Below are 26,990 nucleotides of genomic sequence, written 5' to 3' on the forward strand. Positions count from 1 at the left end.
CTGACATGCCGCCGCGGCAATGACGGTGTCCGGCGCGTAAATCCGCTGTCGGATGCGCCGTATCATGTTTGGTGATACAGGAATGGCCGACAGGCCAGCGTGGGAGCAGGCGTGGAAACGCACGTGGAATCCACCCGATCGAGGCCGGACGGCGACATGCCGGTCCTTTCCGTGCGCCTGCTCGGACCGCTGGTGATCTCCCGCAACGGCGTTCCGGTTGCGTTGCCGTCGTCACGCAAGCTGCGCGCTCTGTTCGCCTATCTGGCGCTGGCGCCGCATCCGGTCGGCCGCAGCCGTCTGTGCGAACTGCTGTGGGATGTGCCGAACGATCCAAGGGGCGAGCTGCGCTGGTGCCTGAGCAAGCTGCGCGGCGCACTCGACGCGCCGGGCCGACATCGGGTCGCGACACCGGGCGACACGGTCGCGCTCGATCTGAGCGATTGCCTGGTCGATGCGCTGGAGGTCAGCCAGGCCGCCACGCAAGGGCTCGGCACGCTTGATGTCGAGCGCTTGCGGGCGCTGGCCAAACTGTTTGCCGGCGATTTCCTCGACGGGCTGGAGCTCGAGCGCAGCCCGCATTTCAACAGCTGGCTGATCGCACAGCGCCGCCGCTTCAGCGCTTGCCACGCCGCAGTGCTGGAACAGCTTGTCGAAAGTCTGCCGGCGGATGGCGACGAGGCAATCGCCCATCTCGACACATGGGTGGAACTGGCGCCATTCGACACGCGCGGACATCTGGCGCTGCTGTCCAATCTGGCCGGGCGCGGCGAGATCGGCGCGGCCGAAGCGCATCTGGCGGCGGCGGAACAGTTGTTTCGGTCTGAGGAGCTCGATTTCGCACCGCTTCGCGCGGCCTGGCGGGCAATTCGTGACCGACAGTCGAGCACCTCGCTCCGGGCACAGCCGGCCGGCCTGTCCACACTGTCGCCACTGGTAGCCACCACGCCCACCGCACCCGGCCCGGTCGAGCCCAGCCACGCATCGCTGGCGGTGATGCCGTTTGTCGAGGAGGGCGGCGGCACGCGCGGCGGATTGGCCGACGGCTTCACCCACGACATCATCACACGCCTGGCCAAGCTCAGGGACTTCTTCGTCATCGCGCGCGGATCGGTGTTTGCGCTGGCGCAGAAGAACATCGCGCCCGAAGATGCCGGCCGCCGGCTGAATGTCGACTATGTCGCCACCGGCACCGTGCGCAGCCCACCCGGCCGCCTCATTGTCAGCGTCGAACTGATCGAGGTGCGCAGCGCCAGGATCGTCTGGGCCGAGACGTTCGAGCGCAGGCCCGACGACATCTTTTCCGTGCTCGACGATATCGGCAACAGCATCGTCTCGTCGATCTCGGCCGAGATCGAAACGGTCGAGCGCAACCGCGCCATGCTGAAGGCGCCCAGCTCGCTCAACGCCTGGGAGGCCTATCATCGCGGCCTCTGGCACATGTACCGCTTCACCCAGACGGAAAACGAGCAGGCGCGGCATTTCTTTGCCCAGGCCTTGCAGCTCGATCCGACCTTTGCCCGTGCCTATGCCGGCCTGTCCTTCACCCATTGGCAGAATGCCTTCCAGCGTTGGGGCGACCGCGACCGCGAAAGCGCGCTGGCCTTCGAGAGCGCCGGCCACAGCTTGCTGGTCGACGATCACAATCCGGCCGCGCACTGGGCGATGGGCCGGGCGCTGTGGCTGCGCGGCGAGCAGGACAGCTCGCTGATCGAACTGGAACGGGCGGTGGACCTCAGCCCCAATTTCGCGCTTGGCCACTATGCGCTGTCCTTCGTCCACTCGCAGTCGGGCGACCCGCAAGCGGCGATCGGCTCCTCCGACCATTCGCGCCATCTCAGCCCGTTCGACCCGCTGCTGTTCGGCATGCTGGGGGCACGCGCCATGGCGCATGTGCGGCTCGGCCAGTTCGAGGAGGCGGCCGAATGGGCGCTGAAGGCGGCGGCGCGGCCCAACGCGCACGCCATCATCCTGGCGATCGCGGCACATTGCCTGGCGCTGGCGGGACGGCTCGACGAGGCACGCGGCTTTGCCGTCGCCATCCGCAAGACGTTGCCGAGTTACGGCGTCGACGATTTCATCGGCACCTTCCGCTTCGAGCCGGACGCCGTGGCGCTGTTCCGGCAAGGGGCAAGGCGGATCGGGCTGGGCTGAAGCCGGGGATCGCCATCTGGGGGATCGCCCGGGAATTCCGCCTTAATTCCGTCCGGTTAACATTGTCGGAAGGGGTTACTTAACCGTTCGCGGCTATGTCACGGCCGGGGGGTCTGACAAAGTGAGTATGATGAGCAACAGCCCCGACAAGCGCAATGAATGGCGCGCCATTTTTTACGTGCAAGCCCGAATTGCCATCCTGTTTGTCCCGGTGGTTGCCAGCCTGCTGATCATCGCGGCACTCGCCGGCAACGAACGCAAATCCGTTCCCAGCACGATCGACCCGACCGTCACCGGCTCCGTGCGATAGGCGGCATCGGTCGGCGTTGCCCCTCTCGGGGAGAGCGCCGTCTTTTGCCGGAACCCCACGCACTGTCGAACATTGTGTTTCCAGGCATGGAGGACATGATGACCAGAGCCCTCGACGTGAACGAGAACGCCAAGCAAAACCCGAAGCGCCCGCCGCAGCAACAGACCGGCGACGATCTGAAGAAAAAGAAGGTCGAAGGAAAGGCCTTCCAGATCAACGAGAACAGCGTGGACAACCCTGAGCCCGCCTCGGCGCCAGCACGGCGGGACTAAGAGCCCGTGCTTTCCGGCAACATCCGCTTGAGCACGTCGTCCTTGCGGATGAAATGGTGCCACAGCGCCGCGGCCGCGTGCACTGCGGCGAGGATGAGGATCGAATTGGCGCAGAGGCTGTGCAGTTCCCTGATGAACCGGGCCGTGTCGCGGTCGGGTGAAACCGGAGCCGGGATGGTGAAGAGGCCGAAGAAGCTCAGGGCGTCACCCCTGTACCAGGTCAACAGGATGCCGAGAACCGGAATGGTCACGAGCAGCGCATAAAGCAGCAGATGCGCGATCTTGGCCGCCCATCGTTCAAGCTCCGACATCTCCATCGGCAGCCCTGGCGTTCCCAACGTCAGGCGCAGGCCGACACGGATGACGACCAGCGCAAACAGCAGCAGCCCGAACGAAATATGAAACCACCAGACGAGCGCGCGGCCGGAATCACCGCGCGGAAAGAGCTCCTCCACATAGGTCAACCCATAAAGGCCGATGACCAGCAGAAACACTGCCCAGTGAATGGCCTTTTGCGCGCTTGTATAGGTGGGGTGCATGCAAGCCTTCCCGTTTTGAATGTTTCTAAACTAGCCGCGATCATGTCAAAGCTTTGTCGGGCTCTGGTGATCGTGAGCTGGCAGACACTGGAACGGGTAAGCTGGCAGTTCGCTGACAGCCGGGCATCGAGCGGTGATTAGGCTTAGACAAGAAAAGCCCGGGCGAACCAGGCTTTTCTCGGGTGTCTCGGGCGCACCTCAATAAAAGCGCGGGATCGGGCCGTTCTGCGGGGTCACGTCGTCGCCAAGGTCGACAAACACCTCGTCGACATAGCACCATGCCCAGCCTTCCGGCGGATCGTAGCCCTCGATGATCGGATGCTTGGTGGCGTGAAAGTGCTTGGTGGCGTGGCGGTTGGGCGAGTCGTCGCAGCAGCCGACATGGCCGCAGGTGCGGCACAGCCGCAGATGCACCCATTGCGACCCGCTCTTCAGGCATTCCTCGCAGCCGAGCGCGCTCGGCGTCACCTTCCTGATGTCGCGCGTATGTCTGCATTCATCCATCATGGTCTCCCTGCCGTTTGAGGTGCGTCGGCGTTGCCGCGCGCGAGATATGCATGCAATGCCGCGACCACCTGGGCGCCTTCGCCGACAGCCGCCGCGACGCGCTTGACCGAGCCGGAGCGGACGTCGCCGATGGCGAACACACCGCTGCGGCTCGTCTCCATCTGCGCCGATCCCAGGTCCGATCCGGTGCGCACGAACCCCTTGGCGTCCAGCGCCACATCGCAGTTCGCCAGCCAATCGGTGTTCGGGTCGGCGCCGATGAACAGGAAGAGATGGCGGATCGGGCGCGTCGTTTCCGCGCAGCTGGCGCGGTTGCGCCAGCGCACGGCGGCAAGGTTGCCCTCGTCGCCTTCCAGGGCCACGATTTCGGTCCCGGTCAGCACCTCGATGTTCGGTTGCGCCTTGATGCGCTCGACCAGATAGCGCGACATCGAGGCATCGAGGCTACCGCCGCGCGCCAGCAGCGCCACTTTGCGCGTATGGCTGGCCAGATAGACGGCCGCCTGCCCGGCCGAATTGCCGGCGCCGACCAGCGCCACTTCCTGGCCCGCGCAAAGCCGGCCTTCGATGGGCGACGCCCAGTAGTGCACGGACGTTCCCTCGAACTGCGCCAGATTGGCGACATCGAGGCGGCGGTAGCGCGCGCCGCTGGCGATCACCACGCTGCGCGTGCGCACGGTCTCGCCGTCGCCGACATCGAGCTTGTAGCGGGCGCCATCGTTCGCAGAGCTCAAAAGCTTCGCCTCGTCCGGGATCACCATTTCGACGCCGAATTTCTGCGCCTGGTTGTAGGCGCGCGCCATCAGCGCCATGCCCGAAATGCCCGTGGGGAAACCGAGATAATTCTCGATGCGCGACGAGGCGCCGGCCTGTCCGCCGAAGGCCCGGCAATCGAGCACGATCGTCGACAGCCCTTCGGAGGCCGCATAGACGGCGGCCGCCAGCCCCGCCGGTCCGGCGCCGACAATGGCGACGTCGTACAGTTTTTCGGCATCGATCGGCCGCAGCAGGCCGATGCAGCGCGCGAGGTCCTTTTCGCCGGGATTGAGCAGCAGCCTGCCGTTCGGGCACAGCACGATCGGCAGATGGTGGGGATCGACGTCGAAGCGCTCGACCAGGGTTTTGGCGCACGGATCGCTGTCGGAATCGAGCACGCGGTGCGGCTGGCCGCTGCGGGCCAGAAAACCTTGCAGCCGCAACACGTCGGCATTGCCGACAGGTCCGACGATGATCGGTCCGCTGGTGGCGCTTTCCAGCAGCCCGACACGGCGCAGGATCAGCGCCCGCATGATGCGCTCGCCGAGATTGGCCTCCTGCACCATCAGGTCGCGCAGCCTCTGCGAGGCGATGACGAACGCCTCGACCGGTTCGGCGGCACGCGCGTTGACCAGCGAGGGACGGGCCGAAAGCTGCGCCAGCTCGCCGACAAAACTGCCCGGACCGTGCGTGACGATCGTCTCGCGCCGGCCGAGGCCACCATCCTGGGTGATGTCAACCTTGCCCGACAGCACGACGATCAGACCGGGCGCCACATCGCCTGCCGTGACGATGTTCTCGCCGGCCGCATAGAAGCTGGCCTCGCCGAACCGGCGCATGCGATCGATGTCCGCCTCAGCCAGCGTCGGGAACGCTTGATCGCGACGGGCACCGAAGATCGGGTTGATGGTTTGCGACATGGCTTTGAGCGTAGCGAAGCGACCGCGGAGTTTGAAGTGGTTTGTTCGGCGCCTGGCCGGAAGGGGAGGTTGGCGGCAAAGAAAAAGCCCGGACGAACCGGGCTTTTTCTCTTAGTTTCTGAACCGTCGAATGGTTCGAAACGGGAATTTGGTGCCCAGAAGAGGACTCGAACCTCCACTCCTTGCGGAACACGGACCTGAACCGTGCGCGTCTACCAATTCCGCCATCTGGGCTGGTGCGGGCTCATGTAAGCGGGCAAGCGATGTGTGTCAACGCGCTTTTTTCAAAGCCGTTTGCCGCTTGCCGGCTCAAGGACCGTCAGCCCTCCAGAACTTCCTTGGAAGCGACGGTGGAATCGGCGTTGAGCGTGTAGATGACCGGGATGCCGGTGCCGAGTTCCAGCTTGACGATCTCCTCGCCCGACTTGCCGTCCAGCGCCATGATCAGCGCGCGCAGCGAGTTGCCGTGCGCGGCGACCAGCACGGTGCCGCCGCGCAGCACGTGCGGCTGCAGGTCGTGCAGGTAGTAGGGCCAGACGCGGGCGCCGGTGTCCTTCAGGCTTTCGCCGGCGGGCGGCGGCACGTCATAGGAGCGGCGCCAGACATGCACCTGCTCCTCGCCCCATTTCTTGCGGGCATCGTCCTTGTTGAGGCCCGAGAGGTCGCCATAGTCGCGCTCGTTGAGCGCCTGGTCGCGGATGGTCTTCAGATCGCTCTGGCCGACCGCGTCGAGAATGTGCTGGCAGGTCTTCTGCGCCCGGATCAGCGCCGAGGTGAAGGCGATGTCGAATTTCAGGCCGCGCGCCTTGAGTTTCTGGCCGGCGGCCTTGGCCTCGGCGTGACCCTGCTCGGTCAGGTCGACATCGCGCCAGCCCGTGAACAGGTTCTTCAGATTCCATTCGCTCTGGCCGTGGCGCACGAGCACGAGGGTTCTCGACATGTTTGCTCCCTTCAAATTGCCAGATTGGCAGGTTGGCGAATTGGCCGCTCAGCTGAGGCCGAGCACGTCCCGCATCGAATACAGTCCCGGCTTGCGGCCGCGCGCCCAAAGCGCCGCCTTGACGGCGCCACGGGCGAAGATGGCGCGGTCCTCGGCGTGATGTGCCAGCGTGATGCGCTCGCCGGTGCCGGCCAGCAGCACGCTGTGATCGCCGACCACCGAGCCGCCGCGCAGCGTGGCAAAGCCGATCGAGCCGGTCTTGCGCACGCCGGTGTGACCGTCGCGGACCCGCACATCATTGCCGGCCAGTTCGATACCGCGCCCGGCGGCGGCGGCCTCGCCGAGCAGAAGTGCGGTGCCCGATGGCGCGTCGACCTTGTGCTTGTGGTGCATTTCGAGGATCTCGATGTCGAAATCGTCGGCGTCGAGCGCGCGCGCCGCCTGTTCGACCAGCACTGCCAGAAGATTGACGCCAAGGCTCATATTGCCCGACTTGACGATGATCGCGTGGCGCGCCGCCGCCGCGATCCTGGCGTTGTCTTCGGCCGTGCAGCCGGTCGTGCCGATGACATGGACGATGCGCGCCTGCGCCGCATAGCCGGCGAATTCGACCGATGAGGCCGGGGTGGTGAAATCGAGCACGCCGTCAGCCCTGGCGAAGACCGGCAGCGGATCGTCACCGATCGCCACATCGATGCGGCCGACGCCGGCGAGTTCGCCTGCGTCCTTGCCCAGATAGGGCGAACCCGCCCGCTCGACCGCGCCGATGACCCGCGCGCCCGGGATGGCGTGGATAGCGCGGATCAGCGTCTGGCCCATGCGGCCGGCAGCGCCCACCACCACCAGGCCCATATCGGTTGCCGGTCTGTCGGTTGCGGGCGTTTCGCTCATGTCGTGCTCCCGGCGATGCTCTGCGTCTCGGTGTTGCGAATTGGGCCTTGGGCCGAAGTCTGGATCGGCGCGCTGTCGTCGACAAGCCCCAGGCCCTTGACGCCCTGGATGCGGTGGAAGCGGGCATAGACGCTGTGCGGATCGGCCATCAGCGAGGCATGCGTGCCCTCTTCGACCAACCGGCCCTGTTCCATGACGATGATGTGGTCGGCATTGACCACCGTCGACAGCCGGTGCGCGATGACGATGGTGGTGCGCCCTTCCATGACCTGGGTCAGCGCCTGCTGGACACGGGCCTCGGCCTCGTTGTCGAGCGCCGATGTCGCTTCGTCGAGCAACAGGATCGGCGCCTGGCGCACGATGGCGCGCGCGATCGAGACGCGCTGGCGCTGGCCGCCAGACAGCGTCACGCCGTTCTCGCCGACCGGCGTGTCATAACCCTGCGGCTGCTGGCGGATGAAGTCGTCGGCCGCGGCCTGCCTTGCGGCCTGCTCGATCTCGGCGTCGGTGGCGCTCAGCCGGCCGTAGCGGATGTTGTCGCGGATGGTGCCTTCGAACAGATAGGGCTGCTGCGAGACATAGGCGATGGAGCCGCGCAGCGACTGTTTGGTGACCTTGGAGATGTCCTGGCCGTCGATCTCGATACTGCCCGCCTCGACGTCGTAGAAGCGCTGCAGCAGCGCCACCAGCGTCGTCTTGCCGGCGCCCGAAGCGCCGACGATGGCCGTCACCTTGCCGGCGGCCGCGACGAAGCTCAGGTTCTGCAGGACCGGCGCCTCCTCGACATAGTGGAAGGAGACGTTGTCGAAGCGCACTTCGCCGGAGGTGAATTTCGCCTCGGCGGCGCCCTGCGCGTCGCTCTGCTGCGGCTCGATGTCGAGAAGCTCGTAGATCATGCGCGCATTGACCAGCGCGCGCTCCATGCCGACCTGCATGCGCGCCAGCCGGCGGGCCGGATCATAGGCGAGCGTCAGCGCCGTGATGAAGGAAAACACCGCGCCCGGCGGCTGGCCGAGAACGGTGGCGCGGTAGCCGGAATAGGCGATGACGCTGGCAAAGGCGATGCCGGCCAGCAGCTCGGAAACCGGCGTCAGCCGCTCGGAGACGCGGGCGATCTTGTTCGACCGCTGTTCGGCATCCTCGGCGAGCTTGCTGATGCGGCGCGACAGCTCGTCCTCCATGGTGAAGGCCTTGACGATAGCGATGCCTTGTGTGGCCTCCTGCATGGCGCCGATCAGCCGCGAATTGATCTGCACCGATTCGCGCGTGATGCGCCGCACCCGGCGCATCAAATAGGTGACGGTCCAGATCAGCGGCGGCCCGATCAGCAGCGAGCTCAGCGAAAGGATCGGATCCTGGTAGATCATGACGCCGACCAGGCCGACCAGCGAGACGGCGTCGCGCGCCGTCGAGGTCACGGTCATCGACAACAGGTCGCGAATGCCGTTGACGTTCTCGTTGACCTGCGCCGCCAGCCGCCCGGACCTTGTGTCGTTGAAGAAGGAGACGCCGAGCTTCATCAGATGGTTGAAGATGCGCTGCTGGTAGCGCGCCACCAGATTGTTGCCGATCCTGGCCATCGTCACCGCCTGGCCGTAACCGGCAAGGCCGCGCAGGATGAAAGCGCCGAGCAGTGCGGCGCAGATCCACGGGATCAGGTCGCCGCGCCGTTCATAGAAGATCTGGTTGACGACCGGGCTCATGATCCAGGCGGCAAGCGCCGTCGTCGCCGACACGGTCAGCAGGCAGAGGATCGTGAAAATATACGCGCCCCGATAATCGCGGCCGTTTTCCTGGAGAATGCGGCGGATGACCGCCACGATCTCGCCCGCACGGGGTTTCGACGAATTGGGGGGCTGAAATGTCAAATTGGAGCGCTTCGTAGGTTTCCGCTTCCCGCGGCCGGGCAATTCGGCACCCCTCTTAACGCCAAGCAGCCGGCTTGCCTATGCCTTGGGGTGACTAACTTCGTCGCGCCACCGCCGTCCCTCCGTCTGGACGCCGAACAGCGAGGGGTTACGGGCATAGGCGGCGAGGCCCAGAAGGGCGGCCAGCGGGTGGGTGATGACATAGACCGGCATGGTGCGCATCAGCGCGCTGTGCGGCGCCTTGTCCTCGAAGGCGGCGCGGAAATTGCCGGCTTTCAGCGCCGGCACGATCTTCTGTGCGATGCCGCCGGTGAGGAAGACGCCGCCACGGCTCATGAACACCAAAGCGAGATCGCCGGCGGTGCGCCCGAGGCAGGTGACGAAGATCTCCAGCGCTTCTTGCGCAACCGGATCGGTTTTCGCCAGTGCGGCGGCAGTGACTTCCGCCGGCGTGGTGAAGGGCGACGGCTTGCCATCGGCCTTGGCCACCGCCCGATAGACATTGACCAGACCGCGTCCGCACAGGATCTGCTCGCCCGAAATGCGCCCTTCGAGCTTCTCGATATGCGGGAAAACCTCGAAATCGCGCGGCGTGCGCGGGCCGATGTCCATATGGCCGCCCTCGCCCGGCACTGGTATCCAGTGGCGCAGCGCATGGACCAGCCCGGCGACGCCGAGCCCGGTTCCCGGGCCCAGCACGACGCGCCCGGCATTGGGCTCCGGCGTGCCGCCGCCGATCTTTTCCATGTGCTCCTCGCCGAGCGCGACGACGGCGAGCGCCTGCGCCTCGAAATCATTGAGCACGACGATGTCGCTCAAGCCGAGGTTGGCGAACATCTGCCTGGGCTTGACGATCCACGGGCAGTTGGTGAGCTCGATCTCGTCGCCGTCGACCGGGCCGGCCACCGCCAGCACCGCCGAATTGGGACGCACCGACGAGCGGTCGAGCACGGCCGCCTGGATCGCCTCGTCGATGGTGTTGTAGTTCGCCGTCTGGACGATGGTCGGCTCGCCGGCCTCGGAATTGGTGTCGAGCACGATTGAAAAGCGCGCATTGGTGCCGCCGATGTCGCCGATCAGGATCGGAAACCGCAACAGAGTATCGTCGTCACCTGTGCCTGGCATGCTCTCGTCCGTCTCCGGCGCCCCGACGGCATCTAGCCGTTCTTCCGTTGACTAGCGCATGAGTTTGAAAAGGGAAACGGTTTTCGAGACCGATGGCGCGCAGACAATGGTTCTGCGGCCAAACGGCCACTATTTCGCAGAAATGAGACCCTAAACCGATTGAGCCTGCCGGTGGACGCCGCGACCGTCAGTTTCCCGGCGGCCGTGGCCGCGGCAGCGGGACGCCGATCTCGGGGGTCGCGGTGAAAGCGTTCACCGCGCTTGGCAATCCGGCGGTGCCACTGGCGGTGGTGACGGGCAGCGACGGCGCTTCGGATTCCGGCGCGGCAACCGCAACCGGCATGCCGCCGCCATGGTAGGTCGCGGCCTCGGCGGAGGCCGGCCCCGGTGCGTCGAGCACGGCGCGGCATTCGCTGGGCAGGTTCGCCATCGTCATCACGTCGCGCGCCTTAGGCGCATCCGGGTTCTTGTTGGGCCGCCACGGCTCCTGCGTAAACCACCAGGCCAGCGGCTTGCCGCAGCCGTCATCGTCCGGCGTTGCCTCCTGCGCCTTGCAGCCGGGCGAACCCGGCTGACAGCCGATGCGCATGTGGAAATGATAGTCGTGGCCCCAGAACGGCCTGACCTTGCGCAGCCAGCCGCGGTCACCCTTGACGGTGTCGCAGAGCTTTTTCTTGATGCCCGGATTGACCAGGATGCGTTCGACTTGGCTGTAGCTCGCAGCCCGCTTCAGAAGCTTCGTGTGCGCCGGAGTCCACAGCGCGTCCTTCACCAGATGGGTCTTCTCGTCGACCATCAAGGTGGCGCTCTTGGTCTCACGCTGCGCCATCGAAAGCGGGCGGCTGGGCATCGGCGTCAGCCAGATGTCGGCGTCGAGCCCTATCTGGTGCGAGGCATGCCCAGTCATCATCGGGCCGCCGCGCGGCTGCGAAATGTCGCCGATCAGCAAGCCTGGCCAACCATCGACTGCTGCATCGCGCGACAATTGCTCGATCACCGCGATCATCGCCGGATGGCCCCAGCGGCGGTTGCGCGACGGCCGCATCACCTCCCAGGTCGGACCATCCATGGGAATGGCGACGCCGCCGGCAAAACAGCCCTTGGAATAAAAGCCGATCGACTGCGCAGCGGTCGCGGCCGGCAGTTTCTTGGCGCCGAACAGGTCCTTTGCCCGTTCTTCCGCGCTCGCCGGCTGAACGGCGAGCGCGGCCAGTACAAACAGGCCAAGAGCAGCTGTCAGTCGTGCTTTCTTGCCGAGAGATGGCCGCATCGCTGTCTTCCCCCGCAATCCCAGGACCGAATCATAACACGCAAGGCTTCGATCGTCAGCGTTTCATCGGGCTGCGCGCCTCGCCGTCGCGCCAGTCGCCGCTTGCCCACATATGGTCGAAGGCGGCGCGATAGTCGCGAAAGCGCAGGGAATAGCCCGCCGCCTTGATCGCCGCGTTGGCGACCCGCTTGTTCTCGCCATAGAACGACCGCGCCATGGGCGAAAGTTGGGCGGCGTCAAAGGGAATTTCGGGCGGCGGTTCGATACCCATCAATGAAGCGGCATAGGCGACGACATCCTGCGGCGGCGCCGGCAGATCGTCGGTGACGTTGAAGATGCCGCCTGTATTGCCCTCGACAAGCTGCCAAAGCGCCCCTGCAATGTCGTCGCAATGGATGCGGTTGAACACTTGGTCCGGCTTGACCAGCCGTCTTGCGCTGCCGTTTTCCAGATTGACCAGAGCGTTGCGGCCCGGCCCGTAAATGCCGGAAAGCCGCAAGATCGCCACCGGCCGGCCGATGTCCGTGCCCAATTGCAGCCAGTCCTGTTCGGCCGCAACCCGCATCACCGAGCGCTTCGACACGGGCCGGCATTCGGCGGTTTCATCGACCCATGCGCCGTCATAATTGCCATAGACGCCGACAGTGGAGAGATAGCCGATCCATTCGAGCGCCGGCATCCGGGCCACGATCGCCTGCCGGGCTGCACTCAGCACGGGATCGCCGGCCTCTTCCGGGGCAACCGAGATCAGCAGATGCGTCCTCTTTTTCAGCGCATCGCCGATTTCCTCGGTCAGCACGCCGTCGAACAACAGCGGTGCGATGCCGGCCTGGCGCAGCGCCTCGAACTTTTCCGGCGAGCGCGTCGTGCCGAAGATCGTCGCGGCATCCTTGCCGGCGCGGGCAAAGGCCTTGCTGGCTCGGGCAAAAGCCCTGCCGGAATAGCCGGCGCCGAAGATGAAGATCTGTTTTTCGCTCATGCATGCGCCCTGGTTGGCCGCGCCAGACGCCATTCGTCGCGCACGGCTTCGTCGCTCTCGGTTTTCAGGCCGGTAGCGGCCCGTTCGGAATATTCGGCGGCCGGCACCAGCCGCGCCAGCGCCCATATTGCCGCGCCCCGCACCAGTGGCGAGGCGTCGTCCAGCAAGGCACGCACGGTGTCGGCAAGAGAGGCATCGCCGGAATTACCGGCGGCGATCAATACGTTGCGGACAAAACGATCGCGGCCGATGCGTTTTATCGGCGAACCCGAGAAAAAGACGCGGAAAGCCGCGTCATCGAGGCCCAGCAGGTCGGCGAGCAGCGGTTCGCGCAGATCATCGCGCGCGGCGAGTTTTGCTTCTGAAGCTGCCCGGGCAAATTTGTTCCACGGGCACGCAGCGAGGCAATCGTCGCAACCATAGATGCGGTTGCCGATCTTTTCGCGGAATTCATGCGGGATCGGCCCCTTGTTCTCGATGGTGAGATAGGAGATGCAGCGCCGCGCATCGAGCCGGTAGGGCGCCGGGAAGGCGTCGGTCGGGCAGGCGTCGAGGCAGGCGCGGCAGGAGCCGCAATGGTCGATCTCGGCGCGGTCGGGCGCAAGCTCGGCGGTGGTGAAGATGGTGCCGAGGAACAGCCAGGAGCCGTGTTCGCGGCTGACCAGATTGGTGTGCTTGCCTTGCCAGCCGAGGCCGGCGGCCTCGGCCAGCGGCTTTTCCATGACGGGTGCGGTGTCGACGAACACTTTGACGTCGCCGCCGGCGCGCGCCACGAGCTTGCCGGCGATTTCCTTCAGCCGGCCCTTCATCACCTCGTGATAGTCGCGGTTCTGCGCATAGACCGAGATCGCGCCGCGGTCGCGCTTGGCCAGCACGCCGCGCGGATCATGGTCGGGGCCATAATTCATCGCCAGCACGATGATCGAGCGCACCTGCGGCCACAGTGCCGTCGGTTCGGCGCGGCGCGCAATCGTCTCGGCGATCCAGCCCATCGAGCCGTGAAAGCCGTCGGCGACGAATTCGGCCAGTCGGGCAGGCGCCAGCGGGATCGCATCGGGGGTGGTGACGGCGACGGCATCGAAGCCGGCGCGGCGCGCCTCTGCGTCGATCAGCGCGCGCAGTTTTGCGGCGTCAGAAGTCGAGGTCCGCATAATGCGACACCGGCGACAGGCCGCGCACCCGGTCGGTCAAAAGCGGCCGGAAGGAGGGCCGCGACTTCACCCGCGTGTACCATTCGCGCGCGGCGGCGTGTTCGCGCCAGTCAATCTCGCCGAGATAATCGAGCACCGACAGCGTCGCCGCGGCCGCGAGGTCGGCATAGGTGACCCTTGAGCCGGCCAGCCAATGGCGGGTGCCAGCCAGCCAGTTGGTGTATTTCATATGCTGGCGGATGTTGGCGCGCGCGGCACGGATCGCGCCTGAATCGGGCGAGCCGCCGCCCGCCGTTTCCGGCATCACCGGCTTCAGCACGCGCTCGCGCACCAGATGGCGGGTGACTTCGCTTTCGGCCTTGTTGAGGTACCAGTCGATCAGCCGGCGGATTTCGGCGCGCTGCATCGGATCCTCGGCGAACAACCGCTTGTCGCGCTTCAAGACGCCGCGCGTTTCATCGAGATATTCGGCAATGACGGTCGCCCCGACGATCGGCACATCGCCTTCGGCCAGCAGGATCGGCAGCGTGCCGGCCGGGTTCAGCGCCAGGAACTCCTTGCGCCGGGTCCACGGCTTTTCCTCGATCAGGGCCAGCTCCTCGCCATACTCGCCGAAAGCGAGGCGGACGAAGCGACAGGTGGCGAACATGGGATGGTGGAAAAGCGTCAGCATGGTTCCGCGATGATAAAGCGCACTGGCGAATCGCAGGGCGCACCGGTAAGTCTTGGCCGCCCGGTTAGCGGGCCGTCAGGGTGTTGCGACCTATAGGGGGACTTGCGCGCCATGACAAGCAAGCCGTTCTGTCAGCCGTCACGCCAATGCCGAGGTAGCCATGGAAAGCCAGACCATCGTCGAAGCCCTGCTGCTCGGCCTGCTGGAGGGGCTGACCGAGTTCATCCCGGTGTCGTCGACCGGCCATATCCTGCTCGCCGGCCATTTCCTCGGCTTCCACTCGACCGGCAAGGCCTTCGAGATCCTGATCCAGCTCGGCGCCATCCTGGCGATCCTCAGTGTCTATTTCCGCCGGCTGTGGCAAATGCTGCTCGACCTGCCGCATGACCGGCTGACCCGGCATTTCGTCATCGGCATCCTGATCGCCTTCCTGCCGGCGGCGATCATCGGCGCGCTGGCGCATGATTTCATCAAGACGGTGCTGTTCGAATCGCCAAGGCTGATCTGCATCATGCTGATCATCGGCGGCGTCGTGCTGCTGGCTGTCGACCGCATGAACCTCAAGCCGGTCTACCGCGATGTCGAGCGCTTTCCGACCCGGCTCTACCTGCAGATCGGGCTTTTCCAGTGCCTATCGCTCATTCCCGGCACGTCGCGTTCGGGTTCGACGATCGTTGGCGCGCTGCTTCTGGGCGTCGACAAGCGGGCGGCGGCGGAATTTTCCTTCTTCCTTGCGATCCCGACGATGGTTGGCGCCTTCGCCTTCGACCTGTTCAAGAACCGCAACGTGTTGAGCACCGCCGACCTGCCGATCATCGCAGTCGGCTTCGTCGCCGCCTTCGTCACCGCGCTCATCGTCGTGCGCTTCCTGCTCGATTACGTCTCGCGCAACGGCTACTCGCTGTTCGGATGGTGGCGGCTGGTGGTGGGCGGTGTCGGGTTGGTGGCGTTGATGATCTGGGGATGAGGGCGGGCTGCGCCCTTACCGCCCCGCCGAGTTCCTTCGCGCCCCCCCTCTGTCCTGCCGGACATCTCCCCCACGAGGGGGAGATTGGCGGCTCCGCTGGCGGCGCCCTTCCTGCAACGCTGGTGATTGGCGAAAGCGCCCGCGACGGCTGATCTCCCCCTCGTGGGGGAGATGGCCGGCAGGCCAGAGGGGGGCGCTGTCCCGCCGACGTTTCGCAAGATTCCGCCGCGCGAAGCCACTCAATTCCGCCCATAAAACGCATTCTCGACATGCACCGGCCAGCGCCAGGGCAGCACCGCGACCATGTCGAAGCGCATCGACAGTTTGCCGTAGTCCGCCTGGCGCGACAGCCAGATGTCGGCCGCGCCTTCTATGCGACGCTCCGATTCGTGGCCGATCGCCTGCATTGCTTCCATCAGCGTGCGGCGCGCCTTGACCTCGACGAACAGCACCAGGTCGCCGCGCCGCGCGATCAGGTCGATCTCGCCGAAGCGCGTGCGATGGCGGCGCGCCAGGATCCGGTAGCCCTTCAGCATCAGTGCTGCCGCCGCCAGCCATTCGCCGCGATGGCCGCGCCGATAGGCTTCTTGGCGGCTGGCAATCGGGCGCTCAGCCACCGTCCTCTCCGGAAGCATCCTTGAGCTCGAGCAATCGCCGGTAAAGCGCCTGCTTCTGGCCGCCGGTCATCTTCGCGGCTTCCGCCGCCGCCTTGGACGCCGGCATTTCGGCGGCAAGCGACAAAAGCAGGCGGTCGATATCGGCCGGCTCATCCGGCTTGGCCTCGGCCGGACCGACGCAGACGACGATCTCGCCCTTCGGCGTATCGGCCGCCGCATAGTGGTCGGCCAGCACCCGCAGCGTGCCGGTGCGCATCTCCTCGAAGGTCTTGGTCAGTTCGCGGCCGATCGCCGCCTTGCGCTCGCCGCCCAGCGCTTCGACCATGGCGACAAGCGAGTCAGCCAGCCGGCGCGGCGATTCGAAGAAGATCAGCGTCGCCGGCACGGCTTTCAGGGCTTCCAGCCGCGTCAGCCGCTGTCCGTTCTTCACCGGCAAAAATCCGGCGAACAGGAAGGCGTCCGACGGCAGGCCGGATGCAGTCAGCGCCGCGAGCGGCGCCGACGGACCGGGGATCGGCACGACGCGAATGCCATGGTCGAGCGCCTCGCCGACCAGCCGGTAGCCGGGATCGGACACCAGCGGCGTGCCGGCATCGGAGATCAGCGCCACGCTCTGTCCGGCCTGAAGGGCTGATATCAGCTTCGGTCCGGCCTCGCCGGCATTGTGCTCGTGATAGGCCGTGGTGCGGCGGCGGATGGCGTAGCGGTCGAGCAGCACGCGCGACACCCGCGTGTCCTCGCAAGCGACGATGTCGGCGGCGGCCAGCGTCTCCAGCGCGCGCAGCGTGATATCGGCGAGATTGCCGATCGGCGTCGCCACCAGATAGAGCGCCGGCTCCAGCGGCCGGGCCGCGATCTCGGTCTGCCCGACCACATAGCTGCGCTTGCCTGTCTCGCCGATCACTGATGCCTTCTCCATTCAGCCCTGTTTGGCACGGCTGACGCGGGCTTGCAAAAGCTGACGCCGATGTAAGGAATTCGCCATTCCTTTGCCACAGTGGGGAACGAAACCGGCATTGGCAGATTAGCCCCCTGATTCCGGAGGAGGACAGGATGGATAGCCTGAAGATACAGGACGCTTTCGAGCCCTATTATGCCGGCCGCAACCGCGTTGCCGCACGCAGGGACAAGCGCTTGCCTGCCAAGACCGAGCACAGCCTGACCAAAGAGCGAGCCGCGAGCGCCTTGCCGACCAATGTCAGGCTTTCCGACAACAAACCCGATAGCACGACGGAGCACTGACCGGACGATGCCCAATCGCTTCGATATTTTCATCACCCGTCTTGAAACAAAAAGCGCCCGCAATGCCGTGCCGCTACCCGCGATAGGCGACCAGCACCGCGCCCGCCGCGATAAGGGCGACACCAAGCCAGTTCGCTCCGGTGAGTCGCTCGCCGAGAAAGGCCGCGCCAAACACCGCCACAAGCACGACGCTTAGCTTGTCGATCGGCGCCACCTGCGCCGCATTGCCGATTTTCAACGCGCGGAAGTAGCAAAGCCATGAGGCGCCGGTGGCCAGACCGGACAGGCCGAGGAACGCCCAAGTCTTTCCCGAGATCGTAGCCGGTGATTGGAACTGGCCGCTGGCCAGCAGGATGGCACCCAGAACGATCAGGATGATGACCGTGCGGATGAAGGTGGCGAAATCGGAATTGATGTTCTCGATGCCGACCTTGGCGAAAATCGCCGTCAGCGCAGCGAATGCCGCCGACAGCAGTGCCCAGAATTGCCAGGAGGATACGGTCAGGTTCATGCCGGTGGCCTTCGCGGATGGCGTCTCAACTGAGATACCTTGAAACGCGCGCCTTCAGAAGCGTAATCCTCGGGTTTGGAGATTTGAGTGCGGCATCCCTGCCTTCGTCATCCACGGGCGGAGCAAGGAGCACAGCGACGCAGCGCAGACCCGAGGATCCATGCCGCGACCTTGGCCGAAGGGTGCAGCGGTGGAGAACCCGGAATGCTTCGGTTGGAGATAGCACCCGGCAACGAAATCGACTACTTGGCCAGGACAGGCGGTAAAGAAGCCATGCCTTATTCAGGGCCGCCGCGCCCTTGGTTCCCCGCTACGGCATGGATCCTCGGGTCTGCGCGCCGCTTCGCGTCGCTCCGCCCGTGGATGACGAAAGTTCGCTACCGCGCCAAATCCGCGACCACGGCGTCGAGCACGATCATGCCGGCCGGCGTGGCGCGCAGCCGGGTATTGCCGATCGGCGCCACCAGACCCTCGCCCTGCAGCATCGACAGCCGCGCGCTCGACAGGCCGCGCCCGGAGAACGCCTCGTAGCGGGAGAGGTCGATGCCTTCGGCAAGCCGCAGGCCCATCAGCAGGAATTCGTCCGCCTCTTCCGAGCGCGTCAGGATCTCGCCGCCGGTGACGCCATGGCCCTTGGCCTCGACCAGGTTAGCCCAGGTTTCCGGCATCCGCTCAGCGATGGTCACCGTGCGGCGGCCGTTCTCGACGAAGCGGCCATGCGCGCCGGGGCCGACGCCGACATACTCGCCATAGCGCCAGTAGGTCAGATTGTGCCGGCTTTCGGCGCCCGGCCTGGCGTGATTGGAAATCTCGTAAGCCGGCAGGCCATGCCCCGATGTGATCTCCTGCGTCAGCGCATAGAGGTCGGCGGCGTGGTCATTGTCGGGGATGGTGAATTTCTTCGCCGCATGCAAAGCATGGAAGGGCGTGCCTTCCTCGATGGTCAGCTGGTAGAGCGAGAGATGGTCGGCGGCATGGCCGATCGCCTGTTCCAACTCCGATGCCCAAGCTTCCGGTGTCTGGCCGGGACGCGCATAGATGAGATCGAAGGACAGCCTTGGGAATATTTCCCGGGCGAGCCCGATGGCATGCAGGGCTTCGTCGACATTGTGCAGCCTGCCGAGGAAGCGCAAATCCTTGTCGTTCAGCGCCTGCACGCCGAGCGACACGCGATTGACGCCGGCCGCCCGGTAGCCGCGAAAGCGTTCGGCCTCGACCGAGGACGGATTGGCCTCCAGCGTCACCTCGACGCCGTCAGGAACGGTCCAGTTCTTCGCCACGGCGTCCAGAACCCTGGCCACCGTTTCCGGCTTCATCAGCGAGGGGGTTCCGCCGCCGAGAAAAATGCTGGTCACGTCGCGTGGGCCAGTGCGCTCGCGCATCGTCGCCAGCTCGGCCTCGAAGGCACTGGCGAAACGATCCTGGTCGACCGGCTGGTGGCGGACATGGCTGTTGAAGTCGCAATAGGGGCATTTGGCCGCGCAGAACGGCCAATGGACATAGACGCCGAAGCCGGGCGTCCGGTCGAGAAGCATGCTCATGCCGAGCCCAATCTCGCTTTGGCGAATTTCTGGAAGGCACGGGCGCGGTGCGACAGCGCTGTCGGCCGACCGGGCTTCCAGCCGTGCTTTTCCTCAGCGCTCATCTCGCCGAAGGTTTTTTCGAAGCCATCAGGCAAAAACACCGGATCGTAGCCGAAGCCGAGCTCGCCGCGCGGCGGCCAGACCAGCGTGCCTTCGGCCTCGCCGCGATAATATTCGGCCTCGCCGTCGGGGAACGCCAGGCAGATGACGGCGACGAAGCGCCCCTTGCGCTGTTGTGGCAAGGCGGCGCCGACTTCCTGCAACGCCACTTCGGTGCGCTGCATGGCCATGCCGAAATCGCGCGATCCGTCCGGGGTTTCGGCCCAGTTGGCGGTGTAGACGCCGGGCGCGCCGTCAAGCGCGTCGACGCACAGGCCGGAATCGTCCGACAGCGCCGGCAGGCCGGTCGCCTTGGCGGCGGCCAGCGCCTTGATGTAGGCGTTCTCCTCGAAAGTGGTGCCGGTCTCATCCGGCTCCGGCAGGCCATAGTCCTTGGCCGATTTCGCTTCGAAGCCGAACGGCCCCATCAAATCGGCGAATTCGCGCAGCTTGCCGGCATTGTGGCTGGCGACGACGATCTTCTTGCCATCAAGCGAATGAACAATTGGCGAATGAACAGTTGGCGAATGCATCAAAGGCCCCAGATCCTTGGCTCGGCGAATTCGATCGAATTGCCCGAGGGGTCGCGTATATAGATCGAACGGCCGCCCTGCGGCCACTGAATTCGCTTTCGATGGCGATCTTCTTCGCCTCGAGATGCGCTTTCCAGCCGGCGATTTCGTTGGAGGTCGCCGCAAAGCAGAGATGGCCCTGGCCGACCGTGCCGTGCGGCGGCACCGGCAGCCGGGCGTCGGGCGCCGGCGGGATTTTGGTTGCCTCGGCGTTGAAGATGAGCAGCACGCCCGGACCGCAGCGGAAGAACAGGTGGCGGCCGTCGACCTTGCCGAGGAGGTTTAGGCCGAGGATGTCGGTGTAGAAGGTTTCGGCTGCCGTCAGATCGTTGACGTAGAGAGCTGATTCAAGGATGGCAGAGGGCGTCACGAGGCACCCCCCCTCTGCCCTACCGGGCATCTCCCCCGCAACGGGGGAGATTGGAAGCATCACCGCCGGCTCACGGCTTCCACCCTTGGTGATTGGCGACACCCGCGACCACAGCCGATCTCCCCCCTTGCGGGGGAGATGCCCGGCAGGGCAGAGGGGGGTGTTCAAGCTCGACATTTAAATCCTAAGCAACCGCCATCTGCTGCAAACTCACCAGCCTCTGGATGCCTTTCTTGGCCAGCCCCATCAATTCCGCGAACTGCTCTTCGGAGAAAGGCTCGCCCTCGGCGGTGCCTTGGATCTCGACGATGCCGCCCTTGCCGGTCATGACGAAATTGGCGTCGGTGCCGGCCGCGGAATCCTCGATATAGTCGAGGTCGATGACCGGCTGGCCGTCATGGATGCCGCAGGAGATCGCCGCGACGTGATCCTTCAGCACCTTGGCGACACTGGCCATCTGGCGCGCTTCCATCCAGCGCAGGCAGTCATACAGCGCCACCCAGCCGCCGGTGATCGAGGCGGTGCGGGTGCCGCCATCGGCCTGGATGACGTCGCAGTCGACGGTGATCTGCTGCTCGCCCAGCGCCTGCAAGTCGACCACGGCGCGCAAGGAGCGGCCGATCAGTCGCTGGATTTCCAGCGTGCGGCCGCCCTGCTTGCCGGCCGAAGCCTCGCGGCGCATGCGCTCGCCGGTCGAGCGCGGCAGCATGCCGTATTCCGCCGTCACCCAGCCCTTGCCGGAATTGCGCATCCAGCCTGGCACTTTTTCCTCGAGGCTGGCCGTGCACAGGACATGCGTGTCGCCGAACTTCACCAGGCATGAGCCTTCGGCATGCTTGGAGACGCCGCGCTCGAAGGAGATGGCGCGCATTTCGTCGAATTGGCGTTTGGAGGGGCGCATTCTGGCTGCTTTCTTGTCATTTTTCGGATTCTTGGCCGGCTTGTAACCACATGGAGCGTGTGGCGCAAAGGAAAATGGCCTGACGATCTGGCACAGACACCGGGTGATCTCACAAAGAGGTAGTGCATCAGTTTGAAAATGGCGGTCGGACGTTGGACGCAACTAGATGCCGCTGCCATCCGTATCCAGCTTTGACCGTATTGTGTTGATGGCGTCCACGATGGCGTCTGCCGCCTGCCGGTCGAGCGCGATATCCAGCAAGCCTTCAGTTGTCTGGATCGAGAGGATGCCAAGAGAGCCTTTCTCGTCCCTGACAGTGCTGACGTGGATTTCGGTCGGCACGAAAGGCAGAGCCTTTTTTCCGGTACGCTTCATTGGGTACTCAATTGCCTAGGCCGCGCAGCGACAATCGCGCAACCCGGCAATGATTTCAAGCGGAGCCATAGGCTACCCAGCGGTAGGAGGCCGCATCGACCCTGTCCCGCGACATATTCAAGGCCCGCCATTTTCAAACTGATGCACTACCCACAAAGACACCGGGTTGCGCGGGCCGTAGTGAAGTCTATATCCTTGGGCCGGAGGTTTTTGGCCGTATGACCAAGGCAGTCGATCCGAGTTCGCAGTCGCCCGCGCTTCAGTCGCCAGTATTCCAGGCGCTCGATATGCGTTCCCGCGACATCTTCCGGCGCATCGTCGATTCCTACCTCAAGGACGGTGAACCGGTCGGATCGCGCAGCCTGTCGCGCATCCTGCCGTCCTCGCTGTCGCCGGCGACCATCCGCAACGTGATGAGCGATCTCGAGCATCTCGGCCTGATCTACGCGCCGCACATTTCGGCCGGCCGGCTGCCGACCCAGGCCGGCCTGCGCTTCTTCGTCGATGCCTTCATGGAGCTTGGTGACCTTTCCGACGAGGAGCGCCGCGCCATCGAGGCACAGGTTCGCGCGTCCGGCTCCGGTGCGACGCTGGAGCACATGCTGACCGAGGCCAGCCAGATGCTGTCAGGCATGTCGCGCGGCGCCGGCCTGGTGCTGGCCGCCAAGAACGAGGTGGCGCTCAAGCACATCGAATTCATCCAGCTTGAGCCGACCAAGGCGCTGGCGGTGCTGGTGTCGCAAAACGGCGACGTCGAAAACCGCGTCGTCGAGCTGCCCGCCGGCATCACCGTCTCGCAACTGCACGAGGCCTCGAACTTCCTCAACGCCCATATTCGCGGCCGCACGCTGGCCGAGGCGCGGATCGAGATCGCCCGCATCAAGGAAGAGACTAGGGCCGCACTCGACACGCTGTCGCAGGACCTCGTCGAGAAAGGGCTGGCGGTGTGGGCCGGCGCCGACAGCGGCCTGCCGGCGCGGCTTATCGTGCGTGGCCGCGCCAATCTGCTCGAAAACGTCACCGCCCAGGCCGATATCGAATTGTTGCGGCATTTGTTTGAGGACATGGAGACGCAGGATGGGCTGATCCAGCTACTCGACCTCGCCGAGGAAGGCTCGGGCGTGCGCATCTTCATCGGCTCGGAAAACAAGCTGTTTTCGCTGTCCGGCTCGTCACTGGTGGTCGCGCCTTATCGCGACAAGGACGCCCGCGTCGTCGGCGCGCTCGGGGTCATCGGCCCGACCCGGCTTAACTATGCCCGTATCGTGCCGATGGTCGACTATACGGCGCAGCTGATATCGCGCATGCTCCGTTGAGCTGATCTAACCGAGGAGACGACGATGGCGCTCGAAGAATTCAAGGCCCGGATCAGCCTGCTGCTCGAAGAGATGGTCAACCAGCCGGAGGACCAGCACGAAATCCAGGAGCAGTTGCGCGAGAAACTGCGGGAAATGCGCGCCATGGGCCTGCCGCTGCCGGCCGACCTCGTCGCACTGGAAAAACGCCTCGACGACGATTTCTACGCCGCCGGAACCTGAACCGAGCCTTCGCATCCTCAAATCATCGTGTGCCGCGGAACGTTCGACGAAACCGCCCGTTGCTGTCTTCACGGCCAAATGTTGGAGGGCAGGATGATCCGTTTCGCCGGTCTGGCTATTTCCGCCACCCTGTTTGTCACCACAATGGCATTCGCCCAGCAGCCGAACGAGCCCGTGCTGAAGGGTGCTGCGGCCTTCGGCGACTGGCGTGCCGACAGGCCAGGGGTGCGCCGCCTGATCAGGCCGAACGATCTGCCAAAACCCTACGTCACCAAATCCGCCTCGAACAGTGCCGGCCTCGCCGAAAGGCCGGCGGATACCAAACCCAAGCTGCCGCCGGGCTTTTCGGCCGAATTGGTCGCGTCGGGCATCGACAATCCGCGCGTCGTGCGTGTGGCGCCGAACGGCGACCTGTTCGTCGCCGACAGCGAGGCCAACCAGGTCCGCGTCTATCGCCTGGCCGAAGGCAGTGCGAAGCCGGCGCAAGACGGCATCTTTGCCGGCAACCTCAACCAGCCCTATGGCATCGCCTTCTATCCGCCGGGCAATGACCCGCAATGGGTCTATGTCGCCAACAGCGACAGCGTCGTGCGCTTTGCCTACCGCAAGGGCGACCTAAAGGCATCCGGCGGTCCGGAAACCGTCGTCGACAACATCCCCTCCAATCATCACTGGACCCGCGACATCGCTTTCTCGCCGGACGGCAAGACGCTCTATCTGTCGGTCGGCTCGGGATCCAATGTCGCCGAGGATATGGCGAAGGAACCGGAGGGCGGACTTGAGGCCTGGGCGAAGTCACAGCCGCTCGGCGCCACATGGGGGTCCGAGGACGGCCGTGCCGACGTGCTGGCCTTCGACCCAAACGGCAAGAACGGCCGCATCATCGCTACCGGCTTGCGCAACTGTTCGGGCATGACCGTGCAGCCGGCGACCGGCGCGCTGTGGTGTGTCGTCAACGAGCGCGACGGGCTCGGCGACAATGTGCCGTCCGAATATGCGGCCGTGGTCAAGGACGGCGCCTTCTATGGCTGGCCCTGGTACTATGTCGGCAACAACGAGGATCCGCGCCACAGGGGCGAGCGCCCCGACCTTGCCGGCAAGGCTGATATTCCCGATGTGCTGATGCAGGCGCATTCGGCGCCGCTCAACATCACCTTCTACGACGGGAAGAGCTTTCCGACCGAATACCAAGGCGACGCCTTCGTCGCTCTGCACGGTTCATGGAACCGAGGCAACAGAACCGGCTACAAGGTGGTGAGATTGCTGTTCAGGGACGGCAAGCCGACCGGCGAATATGAGGATTTCATCACCGGCTTCGTCGTCTCCAATGGCGAGGTCTGGGGCCGGCCGGTCGGCGTGGCGGTGGCGAACGACGGCGCGCTGATCGTCACCGAGGACGGCAACGGCACCATCTGGCGCGTCACCCATGGCGGCAATCGTTCCTGATCTGCTTGGGTAGCGCAGGCCCCCTCACCCGGATTGCCAACCGAATTGCGAAGAGCAATTCGGGACAATCCGACCTCTCCCCGGCGGGTAGAGGAAGTAGGCGGGGCCATGCTCGTCTCTTCTCCCCAGCGGGGAGAAGGTGGCCGCGAAGCGGCCGGATGAGGGGGGCCTTCTTCAGGTGTCCCAGCGATATCTGGTGCAATGGATTCCGACCCACGGGAATTCAATTCTGGTCCGTTTCATGCGACAGTGCATTCTGATCTGAGACCAATGCCATGACCCTGACCGGATTCCTCGCCTACAGTGCCGCCCTCGGCATCGCCGCCGCCATTCCTGGCCCCGGCATCACCGCGCTCGTCGCGCGTGCGCTCGGCTCCGGCTTCCGCTCGTCGCTGGCAATGTCGTTTGGACTGATGGTCGGCGACATCACCTATCTGACCGCCGTGGTGCTGGGCCTCGCCTTCGTCGCGCAGAGTTTCGGCATGGTTTTTCTCGCCATCAAATGGCTTGGCGTCGCCTACCTCGCCTTCCTCGGCTGGCGCTTCTGGAACAGCGGCATCACGCCCGAGACCGTCGAGGCCAGGAAAGGCAAGGGTGGGCTGCTGTCGAGCTTCGTCGCCGGCCTGACCGTCACGCTCGGCAATCCGAAGACGATGATCTTCTACCTCGCGATCACGCCGACCATCGTCGACCTGAAGACCATCACGTTGGCCGACTACGGCATTCTCGTCGCGCTGACGGTCGTCGTACTGTTGGTGGTGCTGGTGCCCTATCTGGCGCTGGCCGCCAAGGCGCGCTGGTTCCTGAAATCGCCGCGCGCGCTCAAGGCGCTGAACCGCACTGCCGCCGGCTTCATGGTCGGTGCTGCCGCAGCGATTGCCGCCCGGCAATAAAGGGCTCTCGGCCAAAGCATTTCGCAAACAGGCCTTTGCGGGAAATGCTTTTCCGGGACGAGGGCGTTTTAGACACAGGTCCCACTCGGATATTTTCGACCGACAGCTTATGTTGCGCGGCTGAAGGCCCTATCTTGCCGGCTGCAATTCAACTTGCCTGAAATTCTCCACTAGCCTGAAAATTCTGGGAGCGAAACCAATGAACAAGCCCGTCACATCAGCCCGCGTGCCCGGTCGCGGCCGCGTCTACGATTCCATCACCGACACGATCGGCGACACGCCTCTGGTGCGGCTCGACAAGTTCGCCAAGGAAAAGGGCATCGTCGCCAATCTCATCGCCAAGCTCGAATTCTTCAATCCGATCGCTTCGGTCAAGGACCGTATCGGCGTGGCGATGATCGAGGCGCTGGAGGCAGCCGGCAAGATTTCTCCCGGCAAGACCACGCTGATCGAACCGACGTCCGGCAACACCGGCATCGCGCTGGCCTTCGCCGCCGCCGCCAAGGGCTACAAGCTGATCCTGACGATGCCGGAAACGATGTCGATCGAGCGCCGGAAAATGCTGGCGCTGCTCGGCGCCGAGCTGGTGCTGACCGAAGGGCCGAAAGGCATGAAAGGCGCCATCGCCAAGGCCGACGAACTGGCAGCGACGATCCCCAATGCGATCATCCCGCAGCAGTTCGAGAACCCGGCCAATCCGGAAATCCACCGCACGACGACGGCCGAGGAAATCTGGAACGATACGCATGGCGAGGTCGATATCTTCGTCGCCGGCATCGGCACCGGCGGCACCATCACCGGCGTCGGTCAGGTGCTGAAGAAGCGCAAGTCTTCGGTGCATGTCGTCGCCGTCGAGCCGGAATCCTCGCCGGTTCTGTCAGGCGGCCAGCCCGGCCCGCACAAGATCCAGGGCATCGGCGCCGGTTTTGCGCCCAAGATCCTCGATACGACGATCTATGACGAGATCGTCAAGGTGTCGAACGAGGATTCGGTCGCCAATGCCCGCCTCGTCGCCCGCCTCGAAGGCGTGCCGGTCGGCATCTCGTCGGGCGCCGCCCTGCAGGCAGCCATCGTCGTCGGCTCACGGCCGGAGAACAAGGGCAAGAACCTTGTGGTGATCATCCCCTCCTTCGCCGAGCGCTATCTGTCGACCATCCTGTTCGAAGGGTTGGGGTCGTAGTCCTCTCCCTTCGTCATCCACGGGCGAAGCAGGAGCGAAGCTCCGTCGCGGAGACCCGAGGATCCATTCCGTGACGGCTGTCGAGGAATGCGGCGGATCAGAATTCTGAACCGCAGCAACGCTGAGAGGTCGCGGCATGGATCCTGGGGTCTGCTCTCGTCGCTCCGCTCCTCGCTGCGCCCCAGGATGACGAAGGGACTGGTGTCCTGGCCAATTTCACATGGCCGCGATGCCGCCTGGGTTTTGGTTGAGGCCTCTTCACTGGACTGTCGCAGTTCGCTGGCCCGCTGAAAAAATCCTGGTGGCGTCAGCCACCGGCTTGAGCAGTGCCCTGCTTCCGGTTC

Annotated in this window: 28 protein-coding genes, 1 tRNA gene and 2 pseudogenes; 10 read left to right on the forward strand and 21 right to left on the reverse strand. The window is 64.9% G+C overall.

Annotated elements, in window-relative coordinates; translation table 11 throughout:
- Positions 1-156 precede the first annotated feature (156 nt).
- The 3 genes from HB777_29530 (at position 157) to HB777_29540 (ending at position 2,733) form a co-directional block, all read left to right on the forward strand.
- Positions 157-2,151 carry a transcriptional regulator gene (locus tag HB777_29530; protein QND67673.1) on the forward strand — a complete coding sequence of 665 codons (1,995 nt, stop codon included), beginning with the start codon at positions 157-159 and terminating at the stop codon, positions 2,149-2,151.
- Between the two features lie 130 nt (positions 2,152-2,281).
- Entirely contained in the window at positions 2,282-2,461 is a 180-nt protein-coding gene (locus HB777_29535) for a hypothetical protein (GenBank protein QND67674.1), read from the forward strand.
- 86 nt (positions 2,462-2,547) lie between these two features.
- Entirely contained in the window at positions 2,548-2,733 is a 186-nt protein-coding gene (locus HB777_29540) for a hypothetical protein (GenBank protein ID QND62442.1), read from the forward strand.
- Here the strand turns inward: HB777_29540 and HB777_29545 are convergent.
- The 12 genes from HB777_29545 to HB777_29600 form a co-directional block, all read right to left on the reverse strand.
- Positions 2,730-3,272 carry a cytochrome b gene (locus HB777_29545; protein QND67675.1) on the reverse strand — a complete coding sequence of 181 codons (543 nt, stop codon included), beginning with the start codon at positions 3,270-3,272 and terminating at the stop codon, positions 2,730-2,732. The genes HB777_29540 and HB777_29545 overlap by 4 nt on opposite strands.
- A 198-nt stretch (positions 3,273-3,470) precedes the next feature.
- Positions 3,471-3,779, reverse strand: a complete 309-nt coding sequence (locus HB777_29550; protein QND67676.1) for a UBP-type zinc finger domain-containing protein — start codon at positions 3,777-3,779, stop codon at positions 3,471-3,473.
- A complete protein-coding gene (locus HB777_29555) occupies positions 3,776-5,455 on the reverse strand; it encodes an FAD-dependent oxidoreductase (protein QND67677.1) in 1,680 nt (559 codons plus the stop codon). Before HB777_29555 ends, HB777_29550 begins: the two co-directional genes overlap by 4 nt.
- Before the next feature lie 149 nt (positions 5,456-5,604).
- Positions 5,605-5,689 (reverse strand) — tRNA-Leu (locus tag HB777_29560).
- Positions 5,690-5,774: 85 nt separating this feature from the next.
- On the reverse strand, positions 5,775-6,395 hold the full coding sequence (locus HB777_29565) for a 2,3-bisphosphoglycerate-dependent phosphoglycerate mutase (protein ID QND67678.1): 621 nt from the start codon (positions 6,393-6,395) through the stop codon (positions 5,775-5,777).
- A 48-nt stretch (positions 6,396-6,443) separates the two neighbouring features.
- Entirely contained in the window at positions 6,444-7,286 is an 843-nt protein-coding gene (locus HB777_29570) for a 4-hydroxy-tetrahydrodipicolinate reductase (protein ID QND67679.1), read from the reverse strand.
- Positions 7,283-9,154 carry an ABC transporter ATP-binding protein gene (locus HB777_29575; protein QND67680.1) on the reverse strand — a complete coding sequence of 624 codons (1,872 nt, stop codon included), beginning with the start codon at positions 9,152-9,154 and terminating at the stop codon, positions 7,283-7,285. Before HB777_29575 ends, HB777_29570 begins: the two co-directional genes overlap by 4 nt.
- Positions 9,155-9,232: 78 nt before the next feature.
- Positions 9,233-10,279, reverse strand: coding sequence for a glucokinase (locus tag HB777_29580; protein ID QND67681.1), 1,047 nt, complete (start codon positions 10,277-10,279; stop codon positions 9,233-9,235).
- A gap of 187 nt (positions 10,280-10,466) precedes the next feature.
- A complete protein-coding gene (gene mepA / locus HB777_29585; protein QND67682.1) occupies positions 10,467-11,549 on the reverse strand; it encodes a penicillin-insensitive murein endopeptidase in 1,083 nt (360 codons plus the stop codon).
- A gap of 55 nt (positions 11,550-11,604) precedes the next feature.
- On the reverse strand, positions 11,605-12,528 hold the full coding sequence (locus HB777_29590) for an SDR family oxidoreductase (GenBank protein ID QND67683.1): 924 nt from the start codon (positions 12,526-12,528) through the stop codon (positions 11,605-11,607).
- Positions 12,525-13,679, reverse strand: coding sequence for a tRNA epoxyqueuosine(34) reductase QueG (gene queG, locus HB777_29595; protein ID QND67684.1), 1,155 nt, complete (start codon positions 13,677-13,679; stop codon positions 12,525-12,527). Before queG ends, HB777_29590 begins: the two co-directional genes overlap by 4 nt.
- Positions 13,660-14,352 carry a glutathione S-transferase family protein gene (locus tag HB777_29600; GenBank protein QND67685.1) on the reverse strand — a complete coding sequence of 231 codons (693 nt, stop codon included), beginning with the start codon at positions 14,350-14,352 and terminating at the stop codon, positions 13,660-13,662. Before HB777_29600 ends, queG begins: the two co-directional genes overlap by 20 nt.
- A 160-nt stretch (positions 14,353-14,512) precedes the next feature.
- Here HB777_29600 and HB777_29605 point away from each other — a divergent pair, with 160 nt between their 5' ends.
- Entirely contained in the window at positions 14,513-15,319 is an 807-nt protein-coding gene (locus HB777_29605) for an undecaprenyl-diphosphate phosphatase (GenBank protein ID QND67686.1), read from the forward strand.
- Positions 15,320-15,558: 239 nt separating this feature from the next.
- Here HB777_29605 and HB777_29610 read toward each other — a convergent pair whose 3' ends face one another.
- Together HB777_29610 and rsmI are read right to left on the reverse strand one after the other, a co-directional pair.
- Complete coding sequence (locus HB777_29610) at positions 15,559-15,936, reverse strand: YraN family protein (protein QND67687.1); 378 nt, start codon at positions 15,934-15,936, stop codon at positions 15,559-15,561.
- Positions 15,929-16,855 (reverse strand): 16S rRNA (cytidine(1402)-2'-O)-methyltransferase, encoded by a 927-nt coding sequence (gene rsmI, locus HB777_29615; protein QND67688.1) that lies wholly within the window; start codon positions 16,853-16,855, stop codon positions 15,929-15,931. Before rsmI ends, HB777_29610 begins: the two co-directional genes overlap by 8 nt.
- Positions 16,856-16,989: 134 nt before the next feature.
- Between rsmI and HB777_29620 the strand changes: the two genes are divergently transcribed.
- Positions 16,990-17,178 (forward strand): hypothetical protein, encoded by a 189-nt coding sequence (locus HB777_29620; GenBank protein ID QND67689.1) that lies wholly within the window; start codon positions 16,990-16,992, stop codon positions 17,176-17,178.
- 73 nt (positions 17,179-17,251) lie between these two features.
- Here the strand turns inward: HB777_29620 and HB777_29625 are convergent, their stop codons facing one another.
- From HB777_29625 to HB777_29655, 7 genes and pseudogenes are all read right to left on the reverse strand, one after another.
- Positions 17,252-17,689, reverse strand: coding sequence for an EamA family transporter (locus tag HB777_29625; GenBank protein ID QND67690.1), 438 nt, complete (start codon positions 17,687-17,689; stop codon positions 17,252-17,254).
- Between the two features lie 377 nt (positions 17,690-18,066).
- Entirely contained in the window at positions 18,067-19,230 is a 1,164-nt protein-coding gene (locus tag HB777_29630) for a coproporphyrinogen III oxidase (GenBank protein ID QND67691.1), read from the reverse strand.
- Positions 19,227-19,904: an RdgB/HAM1 family non-canonical purine NTP pyrophosphatase gene (gene rdgB, locus HB777_29635; protein ID QND67692.1), complete on the reverse strand. Its 678-nt coding sequence runs from the start codon at positions 19,902-19,904 to the stop codon at positions 19,227-19,229. Before rdgB ends, HB777_29630 begins: the two co-directional genes overlap by 4 nt.
- Positions 19,904-20,313: pseudogene (locus tag HB777_29640) on the reverse strand (glyoxalase/bleomycin resistance/extradiol dioxygenase family protein). Before HB777_29640 ends, rdgB begins: the two are co-directional and overlap by 1 nt.
- A 6-nt stretch (positions 20,314-20,319) precedes the next feature.
- Positions 20,320-20,490, reverse strand: a pseudogene (locus HB777_29645) (lytic murein transglycosylase).
- A gap of 7 nt (positions 20,491-20,497) precedes the next feature.
- The gene (gene rph / locus HB777_29650; protein ID QND67693.1) at positions 20,498-21,214 is read right to left on the reverse strand and encodes a ribonuclease PH; all 717 of its coding nucleotides are present in this window, start codon (positions 21,212-21,214) and stop codon (positions 20,498-20,500) included.
- Positions 21,215-21,376: 162 nt separating this feature from the next.
- Entirely contained in the window at positions 21,377-21,589 is a 213-nt protein-coding gene (locus HB777_29655; protein QND67694.1) for a hypothetical protein, read from the reverse strand.
- A 218-nt stretch (positions 21,590-21,807) separates the two neighbouring features.
- On the opposite strand from HB777_29655, the gene hrcA reads away from it, so the two are divergent.
- The 5 genes from hrcA to cysK all read left to right on the forward strand — a co-directional run bounded on the left by hrcA (position 21,808) and on the right by cysK (position 26,646).
- Complete coding sequence (hrcA, locus tag HB777_29660) at positions 21,808-22,905, forward strand: heat-inducible transcriptional repressor HrcA (protein ID QND67695.1); 1,098 nt, start codon at positions 21,808-21,810, stop codon at positions 22,903-22,905.
- A gap of 24 nt (positions 22,906-22,929) precedes the next feature.
- A complete protein-coding gene (locus tag HB777_29665; protein ID QND67696.1) occupies positions 22,930-23,127 on the forward strand; it encodes a hypothetical protein in 198 nt (65 codons plus the stop codon).
- An 81-nt stretch (positions 23,128-23,208) separates the two neighbouring features.
- Positions 23,209-24,573, forward strand: coding sequence for a sorbosone dehydrogenase family protein (locus HB777_29670; GenBank protein QND68947.1), 1,365 nt, complete (start codon positions 23,209-23,211; stop codon positions 24,571-24,573).
- A gap of 275 nt (positions 24,574-24,848) precedes the next feature.
- On the forward strand, positions 24,849-25,466 hold the full coding sequence (locus HB777_29675; GenBank protein ID QND67697.1) for a LysE family translocator: 618 nt from the start codon (positions 24,849-24,851) through the stop codon (positions 25,464-25,466).
- 199 nt (positions 25,467-25,665) lie between these two features.
- Entirely contained in the window at positions 25,666-26,646 is a 981-nt protein-coding gene (gene cysK / locus HB777_29680; protein ID QND67698.1) for a cysteine synthase A, read from the forward strand.
- Positions 26,647-26,990: the final 344 nt, after the last annotated feature.

Source organism: Mesorhizobium loti (assembly GCA_014189435.1).
Lineage (GTDB): Bacteria > Pseudomonadota > Alphaproteobacteria > Rhizobiales > Rhizobiaceae > Mesorhizobium > Mesorhizobium loti_G.

Bases quoted from the DNA above. Each gene is read 5' to 3' on its own strand.
- HB777_29620 (QND67689.1), top strand. From the start codon at position 16,990: ATGGATAGCCTGAAGATACAGGACGCTTTCGAGCCCTATTATGCCGGC.
- HB777_29665 (QND67696.1), top strand. From the start codon at position 22,930: ATGGCGCTCGAAGAATTCAAGGCCCGGATCAGCCTGCTGCTCGAAGAG.
- HB777_29535 (QND67674.1), top strand. From the start codon at position 2,282: ATGAGCAACAGCCCCGACAAGCGCAATGAATGGCGCGCCATTTTTTAC.
- HB777_29590 (QND67683.1), bottom strand. From the start codon at position 12,528: ATGAGCGAAAAACAGATCTTCATCTTCGGCGCCGGCTATTCCGGCAGG.
- HB777_29550 (QND67676.1), bottom strand. From the start codon at position 3,779: ATGATGGATGAATGCAGACATACGCGCGACATCAGGAAGGTGACGCCG.
- HB777_29565 (QND67678.1), bottom strand. From the start codon at position 6,395: ATGTCGAGAACCCTCGTGCTCGTGCGCCACGGCCAGAGCGAATGGAAT.
- HB777_29540 (QND62442.1), top strand. From the start codon at position 2,548: ATGGAGGACATGATGACCAGAGCCCTCGACGTGAACGAGAACGCCAAG.
- HB777_29570 (QND67679.1), bottom strand. From the start codon at position 7,286: ATGAGCGAAACGCCCGCAACCGACAGACCGGCAACCGATATGGGCCTG.
- rsmI (QND67688.1), bottom strand. From the start codon at position 16,855: ATGGAGAAGGCATCAGTGATCGGCGAGACAGGCAAGCGCAGCTATGTG.
- HB777_29555 (QND67677.1), bottom strand. From the start codon at position 5,455: ATGTCGCAAACCATCAACCCGATCTTCGGTGCCCGTCGCGATCAAGCG.
- queG (QND67684.1), bottom strand. From the start codon at position 13,679: ATGCGGACCTCGACTTCTGACGCCGCAAAACTGCGCGCGCTGATCGAC.
- HB777_29580 (QND67681.1), bottom strand. From the start codon at position 10,279: ATGCCAGGCACAGGTGACGACGATACTCTGTTGCGGTTTCCGATCCTG.
- HB777_29530 (QND67673.1), top strand. From the start codon at position 157: ATGCCGGTCCTTTCCGTGCGCCTGCTCGGACCGCTGGTGATCTCCCGC.
- cysK (QND67698.1), top strand. From the start codon at position 25,666: ATGAACAAGCCCGTCACATCAGCCCGCGTGCCCGGTCGCGGCCGCGTC.
- HB777_29625 (QND67690.1), bottom strand. From the start codon at position 17,689: ATGAACCTGACCGTATCCTCCTGGCAATTCTGGGCACTGCTGTCGGCG.
- HB777_29545 (QND67675.1), bottom strand. From the start codon at position 3,272: ATGCACCCCACCTATACAAGCGCGCAAAAGGCCATTCACTGGGCAGTG.
- hrcA (QND67695.1), top strand. From the start codon at position 21,808: ATGACCAAGGCAGTCGATCCGAGTTCGCAGTCGCCCGCGCTTCAGTCG.
- rph (QND67693.1), bottom strand. From the start codon at position 21,214: ATGCGCCCCTCCAAACGCCAATTCGACGAAATGCGCGCCATCTCCTTC.
- HB777_29605 (QND67686.1), top strand. From the start codon at position 14,513: ATGGAAAGCCAGACCATCGTCGAAGCCCTGCTGCTCGGCCTGCTGGAG.
- rdgB (QND67692.1), bottom strand. From the start codon at position 19,904: ATGCATTCGCCAACTGTTCATTCGCCAATTGTTCATTCGCTTGATGGC.
- HB777_29655 (QND67694.1), bottom strand. From the start codon at position 21,589: ATGAAGCGTACCGGAAAAAAGGCTCTGCCTTTCGTGCCGACCGAAATC.
- HB777_29675 (QND67697.1), top strand. From the start codon at position 24,849: ATGACCCTGACCGGATTCCTCGCCTACAGTGCCGCCCTCGGCATCGCC.
- HB777_29630 (QND67691.1), bottom strand. From the start codon at position 19,230: ATGAGCATGCTTCTCGACCGGACGCCCGGCTTCGGCGTCTATGTCCAT.
- mepA (QND67682.1), bottom strand. From the start codon at position 11,549: ATGCGGCCATCTCTCGGCAAGAAAGCACGACTGACAGCTGCTCTTGGC.
- HB777_29600 (QND67685.1), bottom strand. From the start codon at position 14,352: ATGCTGACGCTTTTCCACCATCCCATGTTCGCCACCTGTCGCTTCGTC.